General features: G+C 66.5%; 21 protein-coding genes and 1 tRNA gene. 13 read left to right on the top strand and 9 right to left on the bottom strand.

What is annotated here, in order from left to right:
• Positions 1-122 precede the first annotated feature (122 nt).
• Positions 123-776, top strand: a complete 654-nt coding sequence (locus AWB94_RS30930; RefSeq protein ID WP_201029567.1) for a hypothetical protein — start codon at positions 123-125, stop codon at positions 774-776.
• A 138-nt stretch (positions 777-914) separates the two neighbouring features.
• Here AWB94_RS30930 and AWB94_RS36380 read toward each other — a convergent pair whose 3' ends face one another.
• Genes AWB94_RS36380 through AWB94_RS35945 form a run of 3 tightly spaced genes read right to left on the bottom strand, consistent with a single transcriptional unit; the run spans position 915 to position 3,706 of the window.
• The gene (locus AWB94_RS36380) at positions 915-1,238 is read right to left on the bottom strand and encodes a DUF3850 domain-containing protein (protein WP_084395248.1); all 324 of its coding nucleotides are present in this window, start codon (positions 1,236-1,238) and stop codon (positions 915-917) included.
• A complete protein-coding gene (locus AWB94_RS30920) occupies positions 1,235-3,430 on the bottom strand; it encodes an FAD-dependent oxidoreductase (protein WP_131805321.1) in 2,196 nt (731 codons plus the stop codon). Before AWB94_RS30920 ends, AWB94_RS36380 begins: the two co-directional genes overlap by 4 nt.
• 39 nt (positions 3,431-3,469) lie before the next feature.
• Positions 3,470-3,706, bottom strand: a complete 237-nt coding sequence (locus tag AWB94_RS35945) for a tyrosine-type recombinase/integrase (RefSeq protein WP_062657627.1) — start codon at positions 3,704-3,706, stop codon at positions 3,470-3,472.
• Positions 3,707-3,856: 150 nt separating this feature from the next.
• Between AWB94_RS35945 and AWB94_RS30910 the strand changes: the two genes are divergently transcribed.
• The 4 genes from AWB94_RS30910 to AWB94_RS30900 all read left to right on the top strand — a co-directional run bounded on the left by AWB94_RS30910 (position 3,857) and on the right by AWB94_RS30900 (position 9,615).
• Positions 3,857-5,016 (top strand): IS3 family transposase gene (locus AWB94_RS30910; RefSeq protein WP_109762345.1). Its coding sequence is split into 2 segments (ribosomal slippage): positions 3,857-4,148 and positions 4,148-5,016, totalling 1,161 coding nucleotides; the frame shifts between segments, so codons are not numbered across the junction.
• A 221-nt stretch (positions 5,017-5,237) separates the two neighbouring features.
• Positions 5,238-5,320, top strand: a tRNA-Gly gene (locus AWB94_RS35375).
• Between the two features lie 241 nt (positions 5,321-5,561).
• A complete protein-coding gene (locus AWB94_RS30905) occupies positions 5,562-6,761 on the top strand; it encodes a Fic family protein (protein ID WP_062657630.1) in 1,200 nt (399 codons plus the stop codon).
• Positions 6,762-6,837: 76 nt separating this feature from the next.
• Positions 6,838-9,615 (top strand): ATP-binding protein, encoded by a 2,778-nt coding sequence (locus AWB94_RS30900; RefSeq protein ID WP_064961324.1) that lies wholly within the window; start codon positions 6,838-6,840, stop codon positions 9,613-9,615.
• Here AWB94_RS30900 and AWB94_RS30895 read toward each other — a convergent pair.
• On the bottom strand, positions 9,587-10,594 hold the full coding sequence (locus tag AWB94_RS30895) for a 1-aminocyclopropane-1-carboxylate deaminase (RefSeq protein ID WP_062657632.1): 1,008 nt from the start codon (positions 10,592-10,594) through the stop codon (positions 9,587-9,589). The genes AWB94_RS30900 and AWB94_RS30895 overlap by 29 nt on opposite strands.
• Before the next feature lie 77 nt (positions 10,595-10,671).
• Here AWB94_RS30895 and AWB94_RS30890 point away from each other — a divergent pair, with 77 nt between their 5' ends.
• The 3 genes from AWB94_RS30890 (at position 10,672) to AWB94_RS30880 (ending at position 14,074) form a co-directional block, all read left to right on the top strand.
• Entirely contained in the window at positions 10,672-11,328 is a 657-nt protein-coding gene (locus AWB94_RS30890; protein ID WP_062657633.1) for a GntR family transcriptional regulator, read from the top strand.
• 326 nt (positions 11,329-11,654) lie between these two features.
• A complete protein-coding gene (locus AWB94_RS30885; RefSeq protein ID WP_084395250.1) occupies positions 11,655-12,482 on the top strand; it encodes an alpha/beta fold hydrolase in 828 nt (275 codons plus the stop codon).
• Between the two features lie 74 nt (positions 12,483-12,556).
• On the top strand, positions 12,557-14,074 hold the full coding sequence (locus AWB94_RS30880) for a GMC family oxidoreductase (RefSeq protein ID WP_062657634.1): 1,518 nt from the start codon (positions 12,557-12,559) through the stop codon (positions 14,072-14,074).
• 32 nt (positions 14,075-14,106) lie between these two features.
• Here the strand turns inward: AWB94_RS30880 and AWB94_RS30875 are convergent, their stop codons facing one another.
• From AWB94_RS30875 to AWB94_RS30865, 3 genes are read right to left on the bottom strand one after another with little or no spacing between them, the layout of a single operon-like run.
• Entirely contained in the window at positions 14,107-14,397 is a 291-nt protein-coding gene (locus AWB94_RS30875; protein ID WP_062657635.1) for a hypothetical protein, read from the bottom strand.
• Between the two features lie 34 nt (positions 14,398-14,431).
• Positions 14,432-14,827 (bottom strand): YybH family protein, encoded by a 396-nt coding sequence (locus tag AWB94_RS30870; protein ID WP_062657636.1) that lies wholly within the window; start codon positions 14,825-14,827, stop codon positions 14,432-14,434.
• Between the two features lie 56 nt (positions 14,828-14,883).
• Entirely contained in the window at positions 14,884-15,495 is a 612-nt protein-coding gene (locus AWB94_RS30865; protein WP_109762347.1) for a TetR/AcrR family transcriptional regulator, read from the bottom strand.
• A gap of 97 nt (positions 15,496-15,592) precedes the next feature.
• Between AWB94_RS30865 and AWB94_RS30860 the strand changes: the two genes are divergently transcribed.
• From AWB94_RS30860 to AWB94_RS30845, 4 genes are all read left to right on the top strand, one after another.
• On the top strand, positions 15,593-16,696 hold the full coding sequence (locus tag AWB94_RS30860; RefSeq protein WP_062657638.1) for a DmpA family aminopeptidase: 1,104 nt from the start codon (positions 15,593-15,595) through the stop codon (positions 16,694-16,696).
• Positions 16,696-18,120 carry an APC family permease gene (locus AWB94_RS30855; RefSeq protein ID WP_062657639.1) on the top strand — a complete coding sequence of 475 codons (1,425 nt, stop codon included), beginning with the start codon at positions 16,696-16,698 and terminating at the stop codon, positions 18,118-18,120. Before AWB94_RS30860 ends, AWB94_RS30855 begins: the two co-directional genes overlap by 1 nt.
• 143 nt (positions 18,121-18,263) lie before the next feature.
• Positions 18,264-18,566: a hypothetical protein gene (locus AWB94_RS30850; protein WP_062657640.1), complete on the top strand. Its 303-nt coding sequence runs from the start codon at positions 18,264-18,266 to the stop codon at positions 18,564-18,566.
• A gap of 229 nt (positions 18,567-18,795) precedes the next feature.
• Complete coding sequence (locus AWB94_RS30845) at positions 18,796-19,029, top strand: hypothetical protein (protein WP_062657641.1); 234 nt, start codon at positions 18,796-18,798, stop codon at positions 19,027-19,029.
• A 63-nt stretch (positions 19,030-19,092) separates the two neighbouring features.
• Here the strand turns inward: AWB94_RS30845 and AWB94_RS30840 are convergent, their stop codons facing one another.
• A complete protein-coding gene (locus AWB94_RS30840) occupies positions 19,093-20,100 on the bottom strand; it encodes a bile acid:sodium symporter family protein (RefSeq protein ID WP_084395255.1) in 1,008 nt (335 codons plus the stop codon).
• 71 nt (positions 20,101-20,171) lie between these two features.
• Here AWB94_RS30840 and AWB94_RS30835 point away from each other — a divergent pair, with 71 nt between their 5' ends.
• A complete protein-coding gene (locus AWB94_RS30835) occupies positions 20,172-21,035 on the top strand; it encodes a LysR family transcriptional regulator (protein WP_062657642.1) in 864 nt (287 codons plus the stop codon).
• 4 nt (positions 21,036-21,039) lie between these two features.
• On the opposite strand, the gene AWB94_RS30830 is transcribed toward AWB94_RS30835, so the two are convergent.
• Positions 21,040-21,924, bottom strand: coding sequence for a glycoside hydrolase family 16 protein (locus AWB94_RS30830; RefSeq protein ID WP_024455226.1), 885 nt, complete (start codon positions 21,922-21,924; stop codon positions 21,040-21,042).
• Positions 21,925-21,949: the final 25 nt, after the last annotated feature.

Raw genomic sequence — 21,949 nt, 5'->3', positions numbered from 1 at the left:
CTCATTTTCGAGAGACCTCGACCTCTATCCCGGCAACGACGCGCCAACCACCTCTACACCCTCATCTGTGAAGAGCCGGATTACTGCGAGAGCTGGGGTCCCAAGTTGAGTTAGCCCCCGGCATGCCTGAATTCATGAGACGAACAAGGGATTTCGTTGCACAGGACGAGCGATACGCGAAGCACTTGATCTCGGTCGAGCACTACGTGGTTTCGACCGGTCTCCGGCAGATGATCGAGGGAAACCCCATTTTCGAACACCTAGATGGCGTTTGGGCATGCGAGTTGCTACCGGACCCGCCGACGGCCAACGAAGGCCTCCTCGACCCGTCCAGCTTCAACCCAGACGGCCCATTAACACAGATTGGCTACACGATTGACAACACCACTAAGACGCGCGCCGTATTCGAAATCAACAAGGGCATAAACAAACTCGAGAATGTCAACGTGAATGCCCGCATGGCACCTGATGAACGCCGGGTTCCGATTAGCAACATGATCTATATTGCGGATGGACCGAGCGATGTGCCGGTTTTCTCCGTAGTCGGAGGCCAGGGCGGCAAGACGCTCGCAGTGCACAGCGGAAACAACTACGACGGTGTACAGCAGCTGCAAGACGATGGGCGCGTAAACCACACGGCCAGTGCGGATTACGCCAAGGATAGCGACGCTGACCTATGGCTGTTCCGCTCACTGCGAATCATCGCGGACGCGATTTGCGCAAGGCGAGAACAGCTGATCGACAGCATTGTGAACCCCGCTGGACACGCAGTCTGACTTTCGATCTCTTTGGAAGCCAGACAACCTCTGACGCCGGCTAGCAATGCGGCACGGCGCTCCGAACCGAGCACCCCCTCGTGAAGAAACTTCGTCCGATCGCGCTTCCGGACTGGCGGCCCGATCGTGGCCTCGTATCTAGGTTGCGGCATGCAATGAACCCGAGATTTCGCGAAGGTCTGGAGACACGGAGAGCACGCGTACCGAGAGTATGCAGAAGTCGGGGTTGAGGCCTTGATCCGAAACTGCGCAAGGAACATCCCGCGACGTTATGGATGTGACGACGGCCTCACAGAACGATCCCGTGTAGGTCTGCGAGCTTGGGTCGTACTCGCGTAGAAGTACTCGGTCTCCCACGCGATAGTCGCGGTCATTGCGGCGCAACTCGTGAGCACGTTCACCGGCAATAATCGGACGGAAGAATCGCGACCAGCTCTTTAGGTCGTGTGTCCGGACGGTCATATCTGCTCCACTGGGGTGAATTCAGAGAAGTCGAAGTTCACGTACCTGAGGCTGTCCGTGCGCGGGGCATCCATGGCTGCCTGCTCAAGTGCTTGCCAATTCGCCGTGTCGATGGCCTGCGACTCGTCGTCGCGCGACCTGGCGGATCCCCAGAATTCGGTATTCGCTATTCGCCCAGCGATCGTGTGAGTGACTGTGGGCAGCGAATCAAGGAAGAAGCCGCACATACGGATCACCCCGTCCAGCATCTCGTCGTCGACGAATGCGTCCTCGTCATAACTGTCAAAATAGAGGACCGCTATGACATCCCAGGAGTGTCCGGACTGTCGATCGGTGGGCCCGAGGAGAGGGATGGCCGCCACCGAAGCCACATCGATGGCCATATTCTGTGACGCCTCGTCGAGACTCATAGCCGCCATGTCCGCCACGAGCGCGTCCTTTGTAGCACCGAGTTTGGTGCGAACGACGCGTCCCAAGGAGAAAGCGGCACCGATGGTGCCGTTGCGACTTGGGAACGTGCGACCCGCTCGTCTCTCCGGCGACACTTCGACCCCTTGGTAGTCGCAACATTGCTGGAGGACGACTTCGTCGCCGGAGAGCAGTGTGCGGTGCAGTGTGACCCGGAGCCGTCTGGAAGGTGCGGTCGCACTGGCGATAAAGGCGGAAACCGCAGAGCAAAAGGCGGTAGCGATCGCCTCGGTGGGGCTGGGCAGATACTCTTTGCGCCAAGTGCCCTTCACTTGATTCGTCGCTCGGCGTCCGGTGCCCTCCTCGGCCTCGGTGAGGCCGGGCATGTCGAAGTAGCCGCCCGACCAAGCCGGGACGTCATCCTGCAGGTATCGGCCGGAGTTCTCGAAGCACTGACGGACCTTTTCGCGGAGGCTAACCTCGAGCACGTCGGTCATGCCGGCTTCCGTCTCGGTGCCGTGCCGGATGATGATGCGCTCTTCGGGTACGCGATGCTCCCTAGCCAGCCGACTGAGGTCGGCCTCCCTCACTGCCGTAACAGGGGTAAATGCCCCGCACCGGTACAGGAGGTAGGCGAGTAACCGGTTCTGGAATGAGACGCGCTTGTCGACGAAGAGCCTAGCGAAGCTGGGTTTCCGCACGCGCAGCAGCACCGTGGTGTCCTGCCTGAGCCGGTCGCGCAGGCGATTCAGGACATCGCTAGCCGACGTCGCCAGCGACGGGTCCTCCCAGACTGCGCGCAGTTGCTCGAAGTCAGCGCCGGTCGGTGCCGTGTCATGGAGGGCGCGTAAGCGTTTGAGCAGCTCTTCGTGGTCGGAGAAGAGTTCGGCGAGGATGCGGTCTTGGCGGAAGTGCGAGATCCGCAGCCTGAACATGTCGATCATCGCTCCGTCACCCGAGCCCGAGACTATATACGTGCTGCGGGCCTGTCCGAGGTGCGGTTGTGCCAGCGTCTCGTTGCGCCAATAGAACACACGCGCCCCTGACTCCAGGCCGAAGCCAACCGCCAGGACGACGAGGTCGAACGACTCGGAATTTCCGACAGCGGTGGGCCGGTCGGCGGCGGGGACGGCCGGTTCACTTCCTTTACGCTCCTCGCCGATCCACTCGACCGTCATCGCCGGCGTGCTGCCGGCATTCGCGACCTGGATGTGGCGGGTATTGCAAAAGACCCTGATTGACGGCGGGTCTGAGGTGGTGCTTTCTGGGGCCGGTTGTTCGGTGCTGGCGACCTGGGCCCACTCCTTGAGGACCTGTACGACAACGTCGGACGCCCTGCTGGCTGTCCAGTTGAGCACCGGTAGCGCGGCACTGTAGGCCTCACTGCCCCGGCTGGGCCAGTCGTAGATGTGCGGGTGGAGCCACCTCGAGTCGCTACCGTGCTGCAGCGGCAGTACGGTGTCTCGCCGCTCGAATACGGTGATGTTGGCGTTGACCCGTTTCTTCAGTAGGCCCGCCGCGAAGGTCAGGCCAGCGAAACCCCCTCCCACGACCGCAATGTGCTTGCGCGACGGGTCAGGGCCATCACGATCGGAACCGGGTGCCCGGTCGAGGGGCACTTCGCCGGACTCGACTAGCGCCCAGGCCAAGTTGAGTGCACGCACCTGCTGGCTCAGGACCGTGATGCCCTTGTCGAACATCCCTACCATGAACACGGAGGAATCCGGCAGTCGAAAGCGCTCTAGCACCTGATCAGGCGTCTCCGAGACCTTGGTCGCAGTCACATTGCACGACCCTAGCGCTCAGGGGTCCGGCCCCGGAGGCTAACGACGACGCATGGGCACGACATTCGGCGTATCGACTGGACGGCTCATAGCCTCAAGCGCAGACATCGTCGCCGCGTGATCGTCATCGAACCGATGGGTGTAGATGGACAGAGTGGTCGTGACCTTCGCGTGGCCCATGAACCGACTCAGATGGAGCGGCGAAATTCCCGCCGCGACGCATAAGCTGGCGTACGTATGGCGCAGCGCGTGGAACTTCAACAGGGGCGGCTGCACCGGATCGCCGTCGCAAAGGCGATTGGCGCGTCGGACCGCGGGCCAAAAACGGCTTTGTAGAACGTTTGGTGTCGAATTGGTCTGGGTCTGCCCCCGGTTTGGTTGACTCCTGACCTGTGAGGATTCGTCCTTGCTGGAAGGATCAATCTCGTGCCGACACCGTTTCCTGCCGAGTTCCGAGCTGATGTCATCGCCGTGGCCCGCAAGGGCGAGGCGCCGTTGCGCCAGATCGCGAAAGACTTCGGGATCTCGGAGGCCTGCCTGCACCGCTGGCTCAAGATCGCTGACCGTGAAGATGGCCGCGGCCAGCCCGCCTCAGCATCCGATGCTGACGACATGGCCGCACAGCTGCGCGAAGCGCACAAACGGATCAAACTTCTCGAGCAAGAGGCCGAGGTGATGCGCCGCGCGGTCGGCTACCTGTCGCGGGACGCCAACCCAAAATGACCTACCCGCTGGTCCTTGACCTTGCCGCCGACAGGATCCCCGTCACGGTGACCTGCCGGGTCCTGGGATTCACCACCCAGGCGTTCTACAAATGGCGCAAAGCGCCCGTTTCGCAGCGGGATTGGGACGACGCACACCTGATCAACGCCGCCCGCGACATCCACGCCGATGACCCTGCCTTCGGGTACCGGTTCATCGCTGATGAATTGCCCGGACGCGGGATCACCGCCGGCGAGAACCGGGTCGCACGGCTGTGCTCCCAGGAGCGGATCTGGTCGATCTTCGCCAAGAAGCGCGGACTGAACCGCCGATCCGGACCACCGGTCCATGACGACCTCGTGGCGCGTCAGTTCAGCGCCCCCGCCACCAACAAGGTCTGGCTGGCCGACATCACCGAGCATCGCACCGACGAAGGCAAGCTCTACCTGTGCGCCATCAAGGACGTGTACTCCAACCGGATTGTGGGCTACTCGATCGACGCACGCATGAAGTCCACCCTCGCGGTGACGGCCCTGGAGAACGCCGTGGCACTGCGCTCACCGGCCGCGACGATCGTTCACACCGACAGGGGCAGTCAATTTCGGTCGCGGAAGTTCGTCCACGCACTGTCGCACAACGGGTTACACGGATCGATGGGACGTGTCGGCGCCTGTGGAGACAACGCCGCCATGGAGTCGTTCTTCGCCCTGCTGCAACGCAACGTGCTCGACCGGCGACGCTGGACCACCCGAGCTGAACTCCGGCTGGCGATCGTGTCCTGGATCGAGCGGACCTACCACCGAAGCCGCCGGCAACGCGCCCTCGGCAGGCTCACCCCGATAGAGTTCGAACTGCTCCACACACCAGTCGCAACCGCGGCCTGAAATTCACACCCCACGAGTCAACTAAACCCGGAGCAGACCCGTCCCTTAGACTCCTGTCGGATGCTGCCAGGGCGGAGACGTCCGCGGACGTTTGCCGCGGGTGACCGCGGTTTGACCGTCACCAAGGGTCTACAGAGCTAAGTCGCAGCCCGCCGGAAGTCTCCGGATATCGGCTACAAACAGCCGCCTAGCTGCATACATAGGCCGAGTTCCGGAGGGTTGCGGATGCTAGCGAACGACTCGAGATACGCCGAAGCAGCTTCCCAAGCTGAATACGCGGGTTCGATTCCCGTCATCGGCTCCATTTTTCACAGCCGCCAGTAGCTGTTCGAACGGTTCACCATCGGTTTTGGTAGTCATTAAGGGGTCCAGCCGAGTCCTGCAGATCTCGCCACGCGGGTGTCCCATGCGAACGTTGCCTCCGGCGGCTAAAGCGCCTGCGCCGATGGTTAGCCGCTCGACACCCCGGACCAACGCGGGTCAAAGTCCGACTTAGCGCAATAACTCGGACTAACGCTATCGTTAGTCCGAGTTAGGAGACGTCGATGCGACCCAACGGTGCGTGGCCGCGCCACAGCGCAGAGGAACGCCCCTGGGCACAGACCCAGAGAGGCGGCACGCGCGAAGACAGGACACTTCGTTCCGTCACCGTGTCGCTTCCCCCTTACATCGCCACAATCGATCCCGATATCACTGCTGATATCGCTGTCGAGCTCGAAGCTGCCATGAGCGAGATCTCTCGACTCGACAGCACGCACGGAACTCACCTCGCGGCGCTCGGCACTCTCCTACTTCGAACAGAATCGGTGGCGTCTTCGAAGATCGAGCGCATCGAAGCGAGCGTGGACGACTACGCGCGCGCACTCCACGGCGGACGAGGCAATTCGAGTGCGGTCTCGATGGTGGCGGCGACCACGGCCCTGAACGACATGATCGAGAGCGTCGACCGAAACACCCCCATCCAGATGTCCGCCGTCCTGCGCGCACATCAGGCGCTGATGCGAGATGACCCAACAGAGGGGCGGCACGCCGGTCACATCAGGACGGTCCAGAACTGGATCGGCGGAAGCGACTACTCGCCGCGAAATGCGCTGTACGTTCCGCCGCCACCGGACACGGTGCAGGCGTACATGGACGACCTGATGCAGTTCGCGAACCGAACTGACATACCCGCCCTGATCCAGGCCGCCATCGCGCATGCACAGTTCGAATCAATTCACCCGTTCACCGACGGCAACGGCCGCATCGGCCGGGCGCTCATCAACGTCATCCTTCGACGGAGGGGGGCAACCACACACCTGGTCGTCCCTCTGGCATCAGCACTCGTTGCAAACCGAGAGCGCTACTTCGGCGCGCTCGACGCCTATCGCGCCGGCGACCTACGCCCACTGATAGTCACATTCGCGAACGCATCAAGGACCGCCGCCGCCGAATCACGCACTACGGCAGAGCATTTGGATCGGATCCCAGCCGAGTGGCGCAACATGGTCGGACCGATCAGGCGTCACAGTGCGACCGACAAACTATTAGGGCTCTTGCCGTCGACTCCCATCGTTTCGTCCGACGACGTCGCATCGCGTGTCGACGCACCTCGCAGCAGCGTGTTCGCCGCAATCAAACGCCTGCACGAAGCCGGCGTCCTACGCCCATTGACCGACCGCAAGCGAGACCAGGTATGGGGAGCGGGCCTTGTCCTCGACGAGTTGGACGACTTGGGGCACCGGATCGAGCGGGCAAGCAGTTGAACCCGGCAGCTCCCGCCCCATGCTCTTGACAATCCCGACACGGCGATATGCAATATATCGCAGCAGAGGGGTGGGCATGGCGGAACTGTTCGGTCGCGGCGTCGAGCTGCACCGGATCGAGCGTTTCCTCGAGGGCGTGCGACGCACCGGCGGCGATACCCGCTTCGTCAGCGGCCAGCCCGGCGTCGGCAAGACAGCCCTGCTCGCCGCCGCGGCCGACCGGGCTCGGGCGGCAGACATGCTCGTGTTGAGCGCCTCAGGTTCGGAGTTCGAGGTCCACGTCGGCTATTCCGGGCTCAACCAACTGCTCCTGCCGCTGCGCGACGACGTGGACCGCCTTCCGCCCGGATCGCGCGATGCGTTGGTGGTGGCGCTGGGATTCGGGCCCGGCCCCCAACCGGATGCGCTGCTCGTCTGCAATGCCGCGCTGTCCCTCCTGCTAGCGGTCGCGGAACGCAAACCGCTGCTGCTGCTCATCGACGACATCCAGTGGATCGACGGCGCCAGCGCCATGGTGTTCGGCTTCATCGCGCGGCGGGTGGCGGGTCACCCCATCGGTCTGGTGATGTCATGCCGGACCGGCATTGTGTGTCCACTCGATCGCCGGGGACTGGCCGAGCAAGTGGTCGAGCCACTCGACCGCGAGGCGTCCGAACGCCTCGTCGACGACCGCTTCCCGCACCTGTCGCCGGGCGTCCGGGAACGGGTGCTCGAACTCGCCCAGGGAAACCCGCTCGCCCTGGTCGAACTGCCCGACCCGCTGAGCTGCATGCCGCCCCCGGTCGACCAGCCCGACGCCGTGCCGTTGACCGATCGCCTCCAGGCGCTGTTCACCTCCCGCGTCGCGGCCCTCCCGGATGCCACCCGCCGACTGCTGCTCGTGGCGGCGTTCGAGGGCACCGGTGACGTCCGCCTGTTGCGTCAGGTCGCCGGCGAGCAGCCGGGCCTCACCGATCTCGCCCCGGCCGAGCACGCGCAGCTCGTCCATGTCGATGACGGCGCCGCTCGAATCACCTTCCGCCACCCCCTGATTCGAGCGACGGTCGTCGCGATGTCCACCCACGAGGACCGTCGTCACGCCCACCTCACCCTGGCGCGATCACTGCACGCCGACCAGGAACGGCAGGCCTGGCATCTGGCCTCGGCAGCGGCCGGCCCCGACGACGCGACGGCCGAGGTGCTCGACCGGGTGGCACGCCGCACCATGCGCCGCGGGGATCCGCGCGGCGCGGTGTCGGCACTGGTCCGGGCGGCCGATCTCAGCACCACACCCCAGGCGCGAGGCCGCCGACTGGCCGAGGCCGCCTACATCGGCGCCGAGTCCGGCAGCACGCTCGGCGACCCGGAAACCCTTCTCACCCAAGCTCGTCGGGCCGGCCCTGACGCGACGGGATCGCTGCACGCGGCGAACGCCGCGACATTCCTGATGCTCAACGGCGGCGGCGCCGTCGACACCGCACACCGACTCCTCCTCGACGCCATCGAGACCGCCGACCACGGCTACCGGGCCGACGACGCGGCACTGGTCGAGGCGATGCACACCCTGCTCCTGCTCTCCTGGTACGCGGGCACGCCCACCCATTGGGAGTCGTTCTTCCGCATACTGCGGATGCTGACCCCCGAACCACCGGAGATCCTGGCACTGGCCAGCAGGACCTTCGCCGACCCGCTGCGCACCGGTGCGGCGGCAGCACCCGAACTGGAGCGCGTCCTCGCCACCCTCCCCGGTGAGACCGACTCCTCGCGGATCGTCCGGATCGGCGCGGCATCGGTCTTCCTGGACCGCCTGGCCGACACGCGCGAAGCGCACTGGCGGGTGGTCCGCCACGGCCGCGACGGTGGTTCCCCGCGCAGACACATCGGCGCCTTGATGCACCTGTGCCTGGACGACTACCTCACCGGACGCTGGGACGAAGCCGAGGAACTCGCCCACGAAGGGCAAGAGCTCTGCACCGCAACCGGTTTCACGTTCTTCACGTGGTACTTCCAATACAACCGAGCGGTGATCGCCGCCGGCCGGGGTCGCGACGGCGAGGCGTTCGCACTGGCCGACGAGATGAGCCATTGGGCACGCCCGCGCGGCGCCACCAGTGTCCTTCTCTATGCGCACCACCCCCGTGCGCTCGCCGCGGCGGCCACCGGCGACTTCGACGCCGCCTTCCGCCACGCCGCTGCGCTCAGCGCCCCCGGCGTCCTCAACGTCCATGTCCCGCAGTGCACCTGGGTCATGTTCGACCTCGTCGAGGCGGCGCTACGCACCGGTCGCAATGCGGAAGCTCGGGCCCACCTGGATGTCATGCGGGCCACCGATATCGCAGCACTGTCACCGCGAATGGACCTCATCCAGCGTGGGGTGGCAGCGCTGGTGCTCGACCATGAGGCCGCCGACGCCGCGCTCGAGGAAGCACTGGCCTCCCCGGCCTCGGACCGGTGGCTGTTCGAGGCCTGCCGCATCCGCCTGGCGTATGCCGAAGCCCTGCGCAGACGCAAGGAATCGCAGCGAGCGCAGCGGCACCTGCTCGTCGCCGGGGACGGCTTCGCCGCCATAGGTGCCAAGCCGTGGCTGGCGCGTGCCCGGCAGGAATTGCGCGCCGGTGGCCACCGCTCGTCACGGGAGCCGTCGGTGACGACGCTGACGTCGCAGGAGCTCGAGATCGCCCATCTGGCCGCCAGCGGGCTGACCAACCGGCAGATCGGCGAACGGCTGTACCTGTCGCACCGGACCGTGGGCGCCCACCTGTACCGCGCGTTCCCCAAACTGGGTGTGTCCTCACGGGCCGGGCTTCGCGACGCGCTGTCGGCCGACGCGAGCCCGGACGCCCCGGTCAGTCGAACGCGCCCGCGTACGCGTTGAGCGCAGGCTGCCCGCCCAGATGGGCGTAGAGCACCGTCGACCCTGGCACGATGTCACCGCGCCGGACCAGGTCGATCAGCCCGGCCATCGACTTACCCTCGTACACGGGGTCGATGATCATTCCCTCCAGGCGGGCGGTCAACCGGATGGCGTCGATCGTGGACTGCACCGGGATGCCGTAGCGGTCACCGGCCCAGCCTTCCAGCACGGTGATCTCGTCGTCCTGCAGCGACCGGCCCAGGCCGATGAGATCGGCGGTGTGCCTGGCGATGCGTGCCACCTGCTCGCGCGTCTTGGCGATGGTCGCCGACGCGTCGATGCCCAGGATGCGACGGGGCCGGTCCTGGCCGGCGAATCCGGCGATCATCCCGGCGTGCGTCGAGCCGGTGACGGTGCAGACGACGATCGTGTCGAAGAAGACGCCGAGTTCGCGTTCCTGCTGCTGCACCTCGTAGGCCCAGTTCGCGAAGCCGAGTCCGCCGAGCGGATGTTCGGACGCACCGGCAGGGATGCCGTAGGGGACGCCGCCGGCAGCGCGCACCTCGTCGAGCGCCGTCTCCCAGGAATCCTTGATGCCGATACCGAATCCGGCGGGGTCCAGACGCACGTCGGCGCCCATGATCCGGGAGAGCAGGATGTTGCCGACCTTGTCGTTGACGATGTCGGGCCAGTCGACCCAGCGTTCCTGCACCAGCCGCGCCTTCATCCCGAGCCGCGCTGCGACCGCGGCCACCTGACGGGTGTGGTTGGACTGGTAACCACCGATGGAGACCAGCGTGTCGGCGCCCTTGGCCAGGGCGTCGGGAACGATGTACTCGAGTTTGCGCATCTTGTTGCCGCCGTAGGCAAGTCCGGAGTTGCAGTCCTCGCGCTTGGCCCAGATCCGCGCGCCGCCGAGATGTTCGGTCAGGCGTTCCAGCGGGTGGACTGGGCTGGGGCCGAAGAGCAGGGGATAACGCTCGAAGTCGGCAAGGGACATGATTCCTCGTTCCATGGAGTGGGGATCGGTTGACGGGTCGACGTTCGCGGGACGCGTTCGACGGTGCATGATGGGGTATGCCGGTTCCCGTTGCCAGCGCCCTTGAGGGGCGGCAATTGCTGCGCGACAGCGTGTTCGTGCGAATTCGCGACGCCATCATCGACGGGACCCTCGAGCCGGGAGAGCGACTGGTCGACGGCGAGCTCAGTGCCTGGCTCGGCGTCAGCCGGACACCGATCCGGGAAGCACTCGCGCGCCTCGACGCGGCCGGCCTGGTCGAGACGAGGCCCGGCCGGTACACGATCGTCAGCCCGATCGACCCGCGCACCCTCGCCGACGCGCAGGCGGTGACGGCGGCGATGAACGAGCTTGCGGCGCGCACGGCGGTACCGCTGCTCACCGCCGACGATCTGGCCGGCATGCGGGCAGCCAACGCCGCCTTCGCCGAGGCATTGGCAGCGGGAGACGTTGTCGCTGCCGTCGCGGCCGACGACGCATTCCACCGGATTCTCGTCGACCGTGCGGGGAACGCGGCGGTCCGCACCGTGCTCGACCAGTACACGCCGGTGCTCAGGCGGGTGGAGCGCATCCGGTTCGCCTCGCTGCGCGGACGCGACTCGGTGGCTCAGCATGCCCGGATCATCGCCTTTGCCGAGGCCGGTGACGCGGACGCCGCCGCGACGGAGACCCGGAAGAACTGGATGACCCTCGACGCGCACGCCTCCGACGACTGATCGCCGAGGGTCGACTTCGACTGCGTCAGCGACATTTTCGCTGAGGAAGTGCCACATGACGCCCCCTTCATGGCCGTGGCTCACCGGGCCCGGTTGGGCGGCGCTTCGACCGATGGGCAAGCGATATGCAATATATCGCGACTATCCGGCGGTGGGCAACCGGGGGCGATGCAGTCGAGTCGAATGACTGCATCGCGGCCGATCCGCGCTCGGCACGTCGGCAGTCGGATGACTGATTCCCCCAGCCGCCGCGGGCACGAGAGTGGTCTGTGCGGGCCGACGGCGCCGATGGACAGCCGTGTCCCGGTCGAAATCCAAGGAGATCAATGAGATTCACATCCCTGTTGACGACGATCACCGCCGGTGCCGTGCTGGCACTGTCGGCCTGCGGCGGTGCATCGGCCGAGCGACCGGCCTCGCCCGATCAGCCCGCCGCGGCGGTCAAGCCCACCGTGGTGCTGGTCCACGGAGCGTTCGCCGATTCCTCGAGCTGGAACGGCGTGGTCGCGAGCCTGAAACGGGACGGCTACCCGGTGATCGCTGCGGCGAACCCGCTGCGCGGGCTGCATGACGATGCGGCCTACGTCGCCGGTGTCCTGAAGAGTGTGCCGGGTCCGGTCGTATTGGCCGGCCACTCGTACGGCGGATCGGTCATGAGCGAGGCGGCCGCGGGCAATCCCAATGTCAAGGCTCTGGTGTACATCGCCAGCTTCATCCTGGAACCGGGCGAGAGCACCTCCCAGCTGGCCGGCAAGTTCCCCGGTGGCCAGCTCGGCCCCACCCTGCAGACCGTCGCCGTGCCGCTGCCGGGCGGCGGCACGGCCGATGACCTCTACATCAAGCAGGAGGAATTCCAGCGGGTGTTCGCTGCGGACGTGGCACCGGAGGTCACAGAGCTGATGGCGGCAACCCAGCGGCCCATCACCGAGGGCGCATTGAACGAGCCGGCCAGCAAGGCCGCGTGGAAGAGCATCCCGTCATGGAATATGGTCACCACCGCCGACCTCGCGATCCCTGCCGAGTCGATGCGCTTCATGGGTGATCGGGCGAAGTCACACTCGGTGGAGATCGACGCATCCCACGCCGTGACCGTCTCCCACCCCGACGCCGTCGCCGAGCTCATCGGTCACGCCGCTCGCGCCACCGCCTCGTGACCACCGGACAGTCCGTCGGCGCGGACATCACAGCCCGGACGATTACGTGATGACAAACTGGAAGTGATTGGCAGATGACAGAATTCACCGAGTACGACTACGTGGTGGTCGGCGCCGGATCGGCCGGGTGCGTGATCGCCGCCCGGCTGTCGGAGGATCCCACCACACGGGTGTTGCTGCTCGAGTCCGGGCCCGCCGACACCCTGCCCGAGATCTCCGCGCCACCCGCCTGGCCGGCACTGTGGGGCACCGAGGTCGACTACTCCTACGACACGGTCCCCCAGGCCGGCACCGCTGGGCACGCCCACAACTGGCCCCGTGGCCACACGCTCGGGGGCAGCGGCAGCATCAACGCAATGGTGTACTTGCGCGGTCACCCGAACGACTTCGACCGATGGTCCGAGTCGGGTTGTACCGGTTGGGATTACGAGTCGGTGCTGCCCTACTTCCGGCGCATCGAGACGGTACCGGACGCGGATCCTCGCTACCGTGGCACCGCCGGTCCGATGACTCCGGCACCGGCCACGGCCGAGGTGGCAAATCCGTTGTCGCAGGTGTTCCTCGACGCCGCGGCCGCGGCCGGGTTCCCACTGACCGACGACTTCAACGGCAGCCAACCGGAGGGCGCCGGTTGGCACGACCTGTCCATCTCCGGCGGAATCCGGCAGAGCACCGCCACCGCCTATCTGCACCCGGTGCACGGCAGGGCCAACCTGACGGTCATGACGGATTCTCGCGTGCACGCCCTGAGATTTTCGGGAACACGGTGTACGGGAGTGGATTTCGTGCACGACGGTCGAAAGACGACCGTTCATGCCGCTGCGGAGGTGGTGATCAGTGCCGGTGCGGTGGATTCACCACGCCTGCTGCTGCTGTCGGGCATCGGACCCGCCGCGGAACTTCGCGCCACGGGCGTCCAGGTTGTCCACGACCTGCCCGGGGTCGGACGCAACCTGCACGACCACCCCCTGTGCGGCGTCGTCTACGAAGCGGCGCAACCGATTCCGGTCGCGAAGACAAACCATGCCGAGGCGTCGTTGCTGTGGCGCAGTGACCATTCGCTGGCCGGCCCGGACATGCAGCTGATGTTCATCCACGTGCCGTTCCATCCCCCGCACCTGGCGGCACCACCGAACAGCTTCACACTGGCGGTCGCGACGGTGCCGGATGCACGCGGTTCGATCCGGCTGGCGGGACCGGATCCGGAAACCCCGCCGGTGATCGACCCGAACTATCTCGGCGTGGAGTCCGACGTGCGGCGAATGGTGCACGGGATCGAGGTGGCACGCGAGATCGCCGCCGGCCCACCGTTCGCCCCCTGGCGAGCGCGCGAAGTGCTGCCGGGTGTCGACGCCGCCGACGAGGCGGCTTTGCGGGCCTTCCTGGCTCACGGCACCAGCACGTACTACCATCCGGTCGGCACGTGCGCGATGGGCATCGGGCCCGACGCCGTGGTCGGACCGGACTTGCGGGTGCGCGGGCTGACCGGTCTACGCGTTGCCGATGCGTCGATCATGCCGCGGATCATGCCCGTGAACACGAACGCCGCGGCCATCATGATTGGCGAGAAGGCGGCCGAGTTGATCCGCTGACCGCGACAGATACCTCGACCGATCCTCCGCCGTCAGCCCAGCCGGATCACGTACGTCCCGTCCTCGTCACGCTCGATCTCGCTGTCCGCACTGCTCACCCACACCGGCGATTCCGCGCGGCTGCCCAGGAACGCGTTGCGGATCGATCCGCCGGGCTGCAGGTGCACGTTCCATTCGTCGCCGGTGGCGAAGATGCTCACCACTTCCTCGCCGTCGGCGTTCCGAATCGAGAGCATCGACCCGTTGGCCGTCTGCTCGTCGTCTTCCTCCTCGGCGATCAGGTCGGCCAGTTCGTCATCGGGTTCATGGTGGTCGTCAAACACCGGCCCACCGTACCGACGCAGGGTGACACCTGAGCTACCCCGTCATCGGGAACGAATGGTGCTCGTGCACGATCAGCCATTCGCCGTCGACCTTGCGCAGACCCACGGTCATCCGCAGCCGGATGTCCGGGTTCTTCGCGAAATCCTCGGCACGGCCGCACTTCGCCAGCCCATAGGCGAAGCCGACATCCTCGCCGGCCACGATGATCAATTCGCCGAGCTCGAAAACTGCTCCGCCGCGGAGGAATTCGAAGAACGGCGGCCAGGTTTCGCGGTAGGCCGGCACGCCGCGGACACCGTCATACGGTGGCGGCACGTCGAACTGCACGAAGTCGTCGGCGTGCGCGGCGACGACGGCCTCCACGTCACGGGCCTTGATGCCGTCGACCCACCGGGTGATCACGTCTCGAACGTCGGCTTCCGCACTCACGGAATTCTCCTTTCCACACCGGTATCGACCTGCGCGGGCCACGGAAGTCATCGCCCTCAGTCGATCTCCGGCAACTCCACCCCGACCGCCAGCTCCGCGTACTGCCGCATCAGCCGCAAGGCGGTCGCCCGGCTGAAGTCCGGGTCCCGCGCGACGATGCGGTAGCCGAAGTAGTCCTCCATCCCCATGATCGTCATCGCGATATCGCGCGCCGGATGCCGCAGGCCGAACACGCCCCGCTGCGCACCGGCGGTCAGCAGGTCGGCATACAACCCCACCTGCCGGTGATAGATGCCCTGCACATCGCGACGCTGGTCCAGCTCGAACCCGGCCGAGAGCACCGCCCGCCAGATCGCACGCCATTCGGCATCCTCGGGTCCGGTCGGCAGGCCGGCGGCCATGGTCAGCACCAGCTGCTCGCGCACGTCACCGGACGTGCGCTGCAGTTGGAGGCGCTCATCGTAGAACCGGACGTCGGAGCGCAGCGCCAGCTCCGAGAGCAGCTGCGTCATGTCCTTGAAGTAGTAGCGCACCGCATTGGTGGTCAGCCCGAGTTCCTCGGCGACATCGGACAGCTTGAGGGTGGCCAGGTCATGTCGCTCGATGAGCGTGATCGCCGCGTCCATAATGTCGTGACGCCGTTCCACCTGCTTGTTCGGCCGTGCCATGACACCAATCTTGCCCGTTCTGTTGCGGGACGCCGCACACCGGCGCATAGTTCTTTTCCAATCAGGAAAACAACCACCGACGAAGCGAGCTGAACCCATGCGTGCCAGAGATCTCGGTGTCGTCATCGGGGAACACCCCACCGGCCCCCACAACGCCATCACCGACGTCGCCGGCGTGCGGGTCGGCCACACCACACTGCAGGGTGACGGCATCAACACCGGCGTCACCGTGATCGTCCCGCACGACGGCATCTGGACCGAGCCGGTGTTCGCCGGGGCGCACCGGCTCAACGGCAGCGGCGAGCTCACCGGCCTGGAATGGATCCGGGAATCCGGTGAACTCACCACCGCGATCGGCCTGACCAACACGCACAGCGTCGGCGTGGTGCGCGACGAGTTGGTGGCCGCGCAGGTCCGCGCCCGCGGCGAGGGCCTGTACTGGTCGCTGCCCGTGGTCGGCGAGACCTATGACGGCCTGCTCAACGACATCAACGGCTTCCACGTCCGGCCCGAACATGCCCGCTCCGCCCTGGAGAACGCCTCCACCGACGCCCCGGCCGAGGGCACCGTGGGGGGCGGGACCGGCATGATCTGCCACGGCTTCAAGGGTGGTATCGGCACCGCGTCGCGCACCACCGAAACGGCCGCCGGCGCATACACGGTCGGCGTGCTGGTACAGGCCAATCACGGCCGGCGCGAACGACTTCGGATCAACGGGGTGCCCGTCGGCGAGCTCATCGGACCGGACGAGGTACCGCTGCCGGACCTGCCGCGCCAGTACGAGCCGGGCTCGGGGTCGATCATCGTCGTCGTCGCCACCGACGCACCGCTGCTCCCCCACCAGTGCACCAGGTTGGCCCAGCGCGCGACGCTGGCCGTCGGACGCCTCGGCGGCACCGGCGAGCAGTACAGCGGTGACCTGATGCTCGCGTTCGCCACGGGCAACCGCGGCATCCCGCCCTATGCCTGGGATGAGGACGCCGCCACCGGACGTCCGGAGATTCCGCTGCGCATGGTCGCGCCGCAGTTGATGACCCGGCTGTTCGACCTGACGATCGAGGCCACCGAGGAAGCCATCGTCAACGCGATGGTCGCGGCCACCACCGTGACCGGGCGCACCGGTTTCACCGCCCACGCCATCGACCACGAGCTGCTGCGCCAAGCCCTGTCTCCCAACACTTCTCGACACCAGGAGGCCTGATGACCACCTCACCCAGCACGACCGAGCGCCGGCGCCTGACCGGGCACCTGGGCCCCGTCGGGATCGTCTTCATGGTGGTCGCGGCGGCGGCACCGCTGACGGTGATCGGCGGCAACATGCCGTTGGCCATGGGGCTGGGCAACGGCGCCGGCGCACCCATGGGTTTCGTGATCGCCGCCCTGGTGCTGCTGGTGTTCAGCGTCGGGTTCGTCACCATGACGCCGCACGTCCCCGAGGCGGGCGCCTTCTTCTCGTATGTGACCGTCGGCCTCGGTGAACGGATGGGCAAGGGCATCGCGGTCGTCGCGCTGATCGCCTACACCGCCATCCAGATCGGTATCTACGGCTATATCGGTTGGGCCATCAACGACACCGTGACCCACTACGGCGGACCCGTGATCCCTTGGCCGGTCTACGCTTTCGCGGTCCTTCTGATCGTCGCGGTGCTCGGCTACCGGCACATCGAACTGAGTGCCAAAGTCCTGGGCGTGGCGCTGGCATGCGAGATCGGCATCGTCGCGCTGCTCGACGTCGTGATGGTGGCCAAGCCCAGTCCGGCCGGAATCACCTTCATCTCCTTCGACCCGGCCACGTTCGGCAACGGCGCCATAGGCATCGCAATCCTGTTCGCCCTCACCGGGTTCATCGGTTTCGAGGCCACCGCGGTGTTCCGCGACGAGGCGCGTGATCCGGAGCGCACCATCCCGCGGGCCACCTACGCCGCCGTCGTCATCATCGGCGCCTTCTACGCGATCACGGTGTGGGCCTTCGTCGTTGCTCTCGGCCCCGGCCAGGTGACCGACGTGGCGCAACGCACCCTGGCGGGTGAGGGCAACATGCTGTTGGACACCACCGGCGAGATGTTGGGCACCGTCGGCCGCGACATCGTGAACGTGCTCCTGCTGACCAGCCTGTTCGCCTGTGTGCTGTCGTTCCACAACGTGATCGCGCGCTACCAGTTCGCGCTGGCCGGCAAGGGTCTGCTGCCCGCGCGTCTGGCCCGGGTGCACGACAACCACGACTCGCCGTCGTTCTCCTCGGTGGTGCAAACCGTCACGGCCGCAATCATTGTCGCCGCGCTGGCGGTACTGGGCGTCGATCCGCTGGTCGGGGTGTTCGGGTCGATGGCCGGTATCGCCACCGTCGGCATGGTGCTGCTGATGCTCACCACGTCCATCGCCGTGCTGGTATTCTTCCTGCGCAACCGCGACCGCGCGCACGGGCTGTGGCCCACCCGGATCGCGCCCACCCTGGCCGTCCTCGGCCTGCTCGGCAGCCTGTGGCTGGTGTTGTCCAATTTCACGCTGGTGACCGGGGGCAGCCCGACGCTGAGCACGATCCTCGCGGCTATCCCGTTCGCCGGCCTGGCCATCGGCTTCGTGGCGTGGCGGCCATCGCGATCGCTGTCGGTCTCGGGCGGCTGAACCGGCCCGTTCCTCGACCACCACAAGCCTGCAGACCCCTCGGACTACCGGCTAGCCGGAAGTGCACGTTGCCAGCTAGCCGTGGCGATTTCCGCAACCGGCGAGCGAATGATGGAAATACCCGAGAGGAACAGGAGACCACCATGAAGACCCGGATCGCATTCGCAGCCCCCCTGCTGGCCGTCGGCCTGGCCGCCGGTTTCGTCGCCCTGGCACCTGCCGGCGAAACCATCGCGGTCGCTGCCGGCCCCACCTCCACCACGTCGTGGCAGAACGACACCCACATCTCGGTCGATACCGGAGCCCCGTTGGGCGACGCGAAGGCCGGCACCAATCCGCTCATCCCGTACGGCACCGATCCCCAGGCGCCCGTCACCACCGGCTATGTGAATCGCAACCACGACGAGGGCATCACCTCCGACGGGGAAGTCGACCTTCCGTTCTGAGCACGCACTCGTTTGTGGTCCAGCGGTCACCTATGACCGCTGGACCACATTTATGTGAAATTCATATCTTCCAACTCGAATATGCGTTGTCTATGAGTACATTTCACGCGCTTTCCGGCGACGCGAACCGCGGGTAGACAGGAGTCAGGCGCGGCACACAACCGATGGCCGCGACACCTTCCACAACGGCCGCCTCTCGCGGTGCGGCCGCCCGAAAGAGAGGTTTCTCATGTTGTTCAAGAAATTTGCCGTCCCAGTCCTCGCGGCGGCCGGTATCGCCTTCGGCCTGGCCGGCGCTCCCACCGCACTCGCGGCCGGTAACGACCCGTGCACAACTGCGGTCTCGACGTCGCGATGCCTGGGCCCGCAGGGCATCGGCGGTTTCTCCGTTCCGCAGTCGGGCACCGGCGGCGTGATGAACGGTCCCTACGGCGCTTGGGGTAACCTTCCCCCGCTCGGCTGATGCGTGGGCCACACACAGCGATCTGCCGGCGGTCCGAGACCGCCGGCAGATCACGTTGTACCACTAGGCGTCCTGCCGTGCCTGCACCCTCGAGGTGATGACACCGGTCGACGACTGCCGGCCCCAGCGCCCGGCCAGCGTCGCGCAGGTGATGAGCTGGATCTGGTGAAAGATCATCAGCGGCAACACGATCAGACCCACCGGATGACCTGCGAACAGCACCGTCGCCATGGGCAGCCCGGTGGCCAGGCTCTTCTTGGACCCGCAGAAGATCACCACGATGCGGTCGGCCCGATTGAAGCGCAGCAGCCGGGCCATGCTCGCCGTCACGGCGAGCACCACCGCCAGCAACAGTGCGCACACCCCGACCACGGCCAGCAGGTGCAATGCGGTCATGCCGGCCCAGATGTGCTCGCTCATGCCGGCGCTGAACGCCGCATACACCACCAGGTACACCGAGCCGCGGTCGACCACCTTGGTCAGCGTGGTATGCGCCAGCACACGATATAGCTTGGGCCGCAACAATTGTCCGGCGATGAACGGCAGCAGCAGCTGGACCACGATCTCCAGGATCTGCCGCGGCGAGACGGTGGCGGCGCCCGTGGTCTGCATCAGCAGGGTCACCAGCACCGGGGTGACGAAGATGCCCAGCATGTTCGACGCCGACGCACTCACCACGGCCGCAGCCACATTGCCGCGCGCGATCGAGGTGAAAGCGATGGAGGACTGCACGGTGGACGGCAGTAGGCACAGGTACAGCACGCCGGTGTAGAGGTCGTCGGTCAGCACCGAGGGCACCAGCAGCTTGAGCGCCAGGCCCAGCAGCGGGAACAGCACATAGGTACAGGCGAGGACCGTGGTGTGCAGCCGCCAGTGCCGCAACCCGTGCAGCGCCTCGCGCGGTTCCAGCCGGGTGCCGTACAGCAGGAACAGCACGGCGATCGCGATCTTGGTGGCCCAGTCCAGTACGCCGGCGGCCGCCCCGCCGGCGGGCAGCAGCAGCCCGATCGCCATGGCAGCGAACAACCCGAGGAGGAATCCGTCGATCCGGAGTTTGGCCAGCAAGGTCACCGCTCCACGGTAGGGGCGACCGGACTCATTGCGAAAGGCGATGCGCCGGATATCTCTGATCACGTAGCGTGATGAATATGTTCGACCCGGAGCAACTGCGCACCTTCTTGGCCGTCGAGCGGGCGGGCGGTTTCACCGCGGCCGGGCGGGTGCTCGGATTGCGGCAGTCCACCGTCAGCGGGCACATCGCCCGCCTGGAACAGGCGGTGGGACGGGAGCTGTTCCGCCGGGACACCCGCAATCTGGCCCTCACCGCCGACGGCGCCGCCATGGTGGGCTTCGCCCGCAACATCCTGGACGCCCAGGCGCAGGCCGACCGGTATTTCTCGGAGTCCCGTCTGACCGGTTTCATCCGGCTGGGTGCCTCCGACGACCTGGTCACCCGGGATCTGCCGGATGTTCTCGTCGAGTTCCAGCGCTCCTATCCGGCCGTCGATCTGGAACTCGTCGTCGGGCTCAGCGAGAACCTCAAGATCCGGATGGCCGCCGGTGAGCTGGACATGATGGTGGCCAAGCGGTTACCCGGCGAGCAGCACGGCGAATTGCTGTGGCAGGACCGGCTGGTGTGGGCGGGGCGGGAAGGGACGACCGGCCCACCACAATCGGGCGGCGACCCGGTTCCGGTCGTGACCTATCCCCCGCCCAGCCTGACCCGGCACATGGCGCTGCGGGCGTTGGAACGCGAGCACCGCAGCTGGCGCATCGCCTGTGTCAGCGACAGCCAGCTGGGCCTGCAGGCGGCGGTACTGGCCGGGCTCGGCGTCGTGCCGCACGCCGAAACCCTTCTGCCGCAAGGCCTCTACCCCGTCGATGACGGGCTGCCGGAACTGGGCGCGCTGGAGTTCGTGCTGGTGTGCCGGCGCAGCACGCTGTCCGAACCCGAGCAGGCGCTGCGCGACGCGATCGTCGCCAACGCCCGGCGGATGCACCGGTGACGGATCAGAAGACGCGGATCCAGTCGATCAGCATCTCGGCCGGGTAGTTGCCGCCGGCCGGTTCACGCCCGCCCGATCCGCCGACGGCGATGTTGAACACCGGGGCCAGCGTGTAGCCGGGATCGTTGAAGGGCCAGTCCTCCAGCGAGTTGGCCGGAACCGTGAAGTACGGCTCCATGCCCGGGGCGTAGTCCTTCCAGAAGTACATGCCGGTCGGCAGCCACGTCATCCGCCAGGTGTGCCAGGCGCTGTCGATCGGGTGTGGATCCGTCGCGAACGAGGTGCCGTCCAGGCGGGCGTGCACCGTGCTGCCCGACGGCCAGTCCCGGTTGCCGTACCACTCGACCAGATCCACCTCGCCGCCACGCACCGGATCGTCGTTGAGCAGCCAGAATGCCGGCCACGCACCGTCGGTGAGGCAGTTGAGCTTGACGCGGGCCTCCCACGTGGTGCCGATGGCGCCGCGCCAGTTGCCGATGATCTTGGCGCTGGCGTAGCGCTCCTGGATGTTGTTACCGGGCCCGCGGGTGGCGCGGATGACCAGATTGCCCTTGCCGTCCTGGAACACGTGCTCCTGGTCGGTGACGTAGCGGCCCATGTTGTAGGGCTTGTCCCACTCGACGGGGTTCCGGATGGTCTCGCGCGCGGGGACGATGAACCAGTCCGCCGGGTTGGGCGGGGCACCCGCGGGACCATTGAACTCGTCGCGCCACAGGAAGGCCGGTTCGGCCGCGGCGGGGGTCGGCGCGGGCGCGCCCGGCGCTGCCGGACCGGGGACCGGACCAGGCCCCAGATCTCCTGGAAGCGGCTCCGCGTGGGCCGTCTGAGTGGGCAGCACGGCGGCGGCCGCACCCAGACCAATCATCATCATGACGCTGCGACGATCCATCTCAGGCACAGCAGAACCTTAGACG

The sequence above is a fragment of the Mycolicibacterium canariasense genome (assembly GCF_002101555.1).
In the GTDB taxonomy this organism is placed as follows: domain Bacteria; phylum Actinomycetota; class Actinomycetes; order Mycobacteriales; family Mycobacteriaceae; genus Mycobacterium; species Mycobacterium canariasense.
Note: the sequence above shows the minus strand (reverse complement) of the source record. Positions and strands in the feature narration are given on the sequence as shown.

Excerpts from the sequence above, each read along its gene's own strand:
- AWB94_RS30905 (WP_062657630.1), top strand. The coding sequence starts at position 5,562 with ATGCGACCCAACGGTGCGTGGCCGCGCCACAGCGCAGAGGAACGCCCC.
- AWB94_RS30885 (WP_084395250.1), top strand. The coding sequence starts at position 11,655 with ATGAGATTCACATCCCTGTTGACGACGATCACCGCCGGTGCCGTGCTG.
- AWB94_RS30835 (WP_062657642.1), top strand. The coding sequence starts at position 20,172 with ATGAATATGTTCGACCCGGAGCAACTGCGCACCTTCTTGGCCGTCGAG.
- AWB94_RS30880 (WP_062657634.1), top strand. The coding sequence starts at position 12,557 with ATGACAGAATTCACCGAGTACGACTACGTGGTGGTCGGCGCCGGATCG.
- AWB94_RS30855 (WP_062657639.1), top strand. The coding sequence starts at position 16,696 with ATGACCACCTCACCCAGCACGACCGAGCGCCGGCGCCTGACCGGGCAC.
- AWB94_RS30830 (WP_024455226.1), bottom strand. The coding sequence starts at position 21,924 with ATGGATCGTCGCAGCGTCATGATGATGATTGGTCTGGGTGCGGCCGCC.
- AWB94_RS30865 (WP_109762347.1), bottom strand. The coding sequence starts at position 15,495 with ATGGCACGGCCGAACAAGCAGGTGGAACGGCGTCACGACATTATGGAC.
- AWB94_RS30850 (WP_062657640.1), top strand. The coding sequence starts at position 18,264 with ATGAAGACCCGGATCGCATTCGCAGCCCCCCTGCTGGCCGTCGGCCTG.
- AWB94_RS30900 (WP_064961324.1), top strand. The coding sequence starts at position 6,838 with ATGGCGGAACTGTTCGGTCGCGGCGTCGAGCTGCACCGGATCGAGCGT.
- AWB94_RS30930 (WP_201029567.1), top strand. The coding sequence starts at position 123 with ATGCCTGAATTCATGAGACGAACAAGGGATTTCGTTGCACAGGACGAG.
- AWB94_RS30845 (WP_062657641.1), top strand. The coding sequence starts at position 18,796 with ATGTTGTTCAAGAAATTTGCCGTCCCAGTCCTCGCGGCGGCCGGTATC.
- AWB94_RS30895 (WP_062657632.1), bottom strand. The coding sequence starts at position 10,594 with ATGTCCCTTGCCGACTTCGAGCGTTATCCCCTGCTCTTCGGCCCCAGC.
- AWB94_RS30890 (WP_062657633.1), top strand. The coding sequence starts at position 10,672 with ATGCCGGTTCCCGTTGCCAGCGCCCTTGAGGGGCGGCAATTGCTGCGC.
- AWB94_RS30860 (WP_062657638.1), top strand. The coding sequence starts at position 15,593 with ATGCGTGCCAGAGATCTCGGTGTCGTCATCGGGGAACACCCCACCGGC.
- AWB94_RS36380 (WP_084395248.1), bottom strand. The coding sequence starts at position 1,238 with ATGACCGTCCGGACACACGACCTAAAGAGCTGGTCGCGATTCTTCCGT.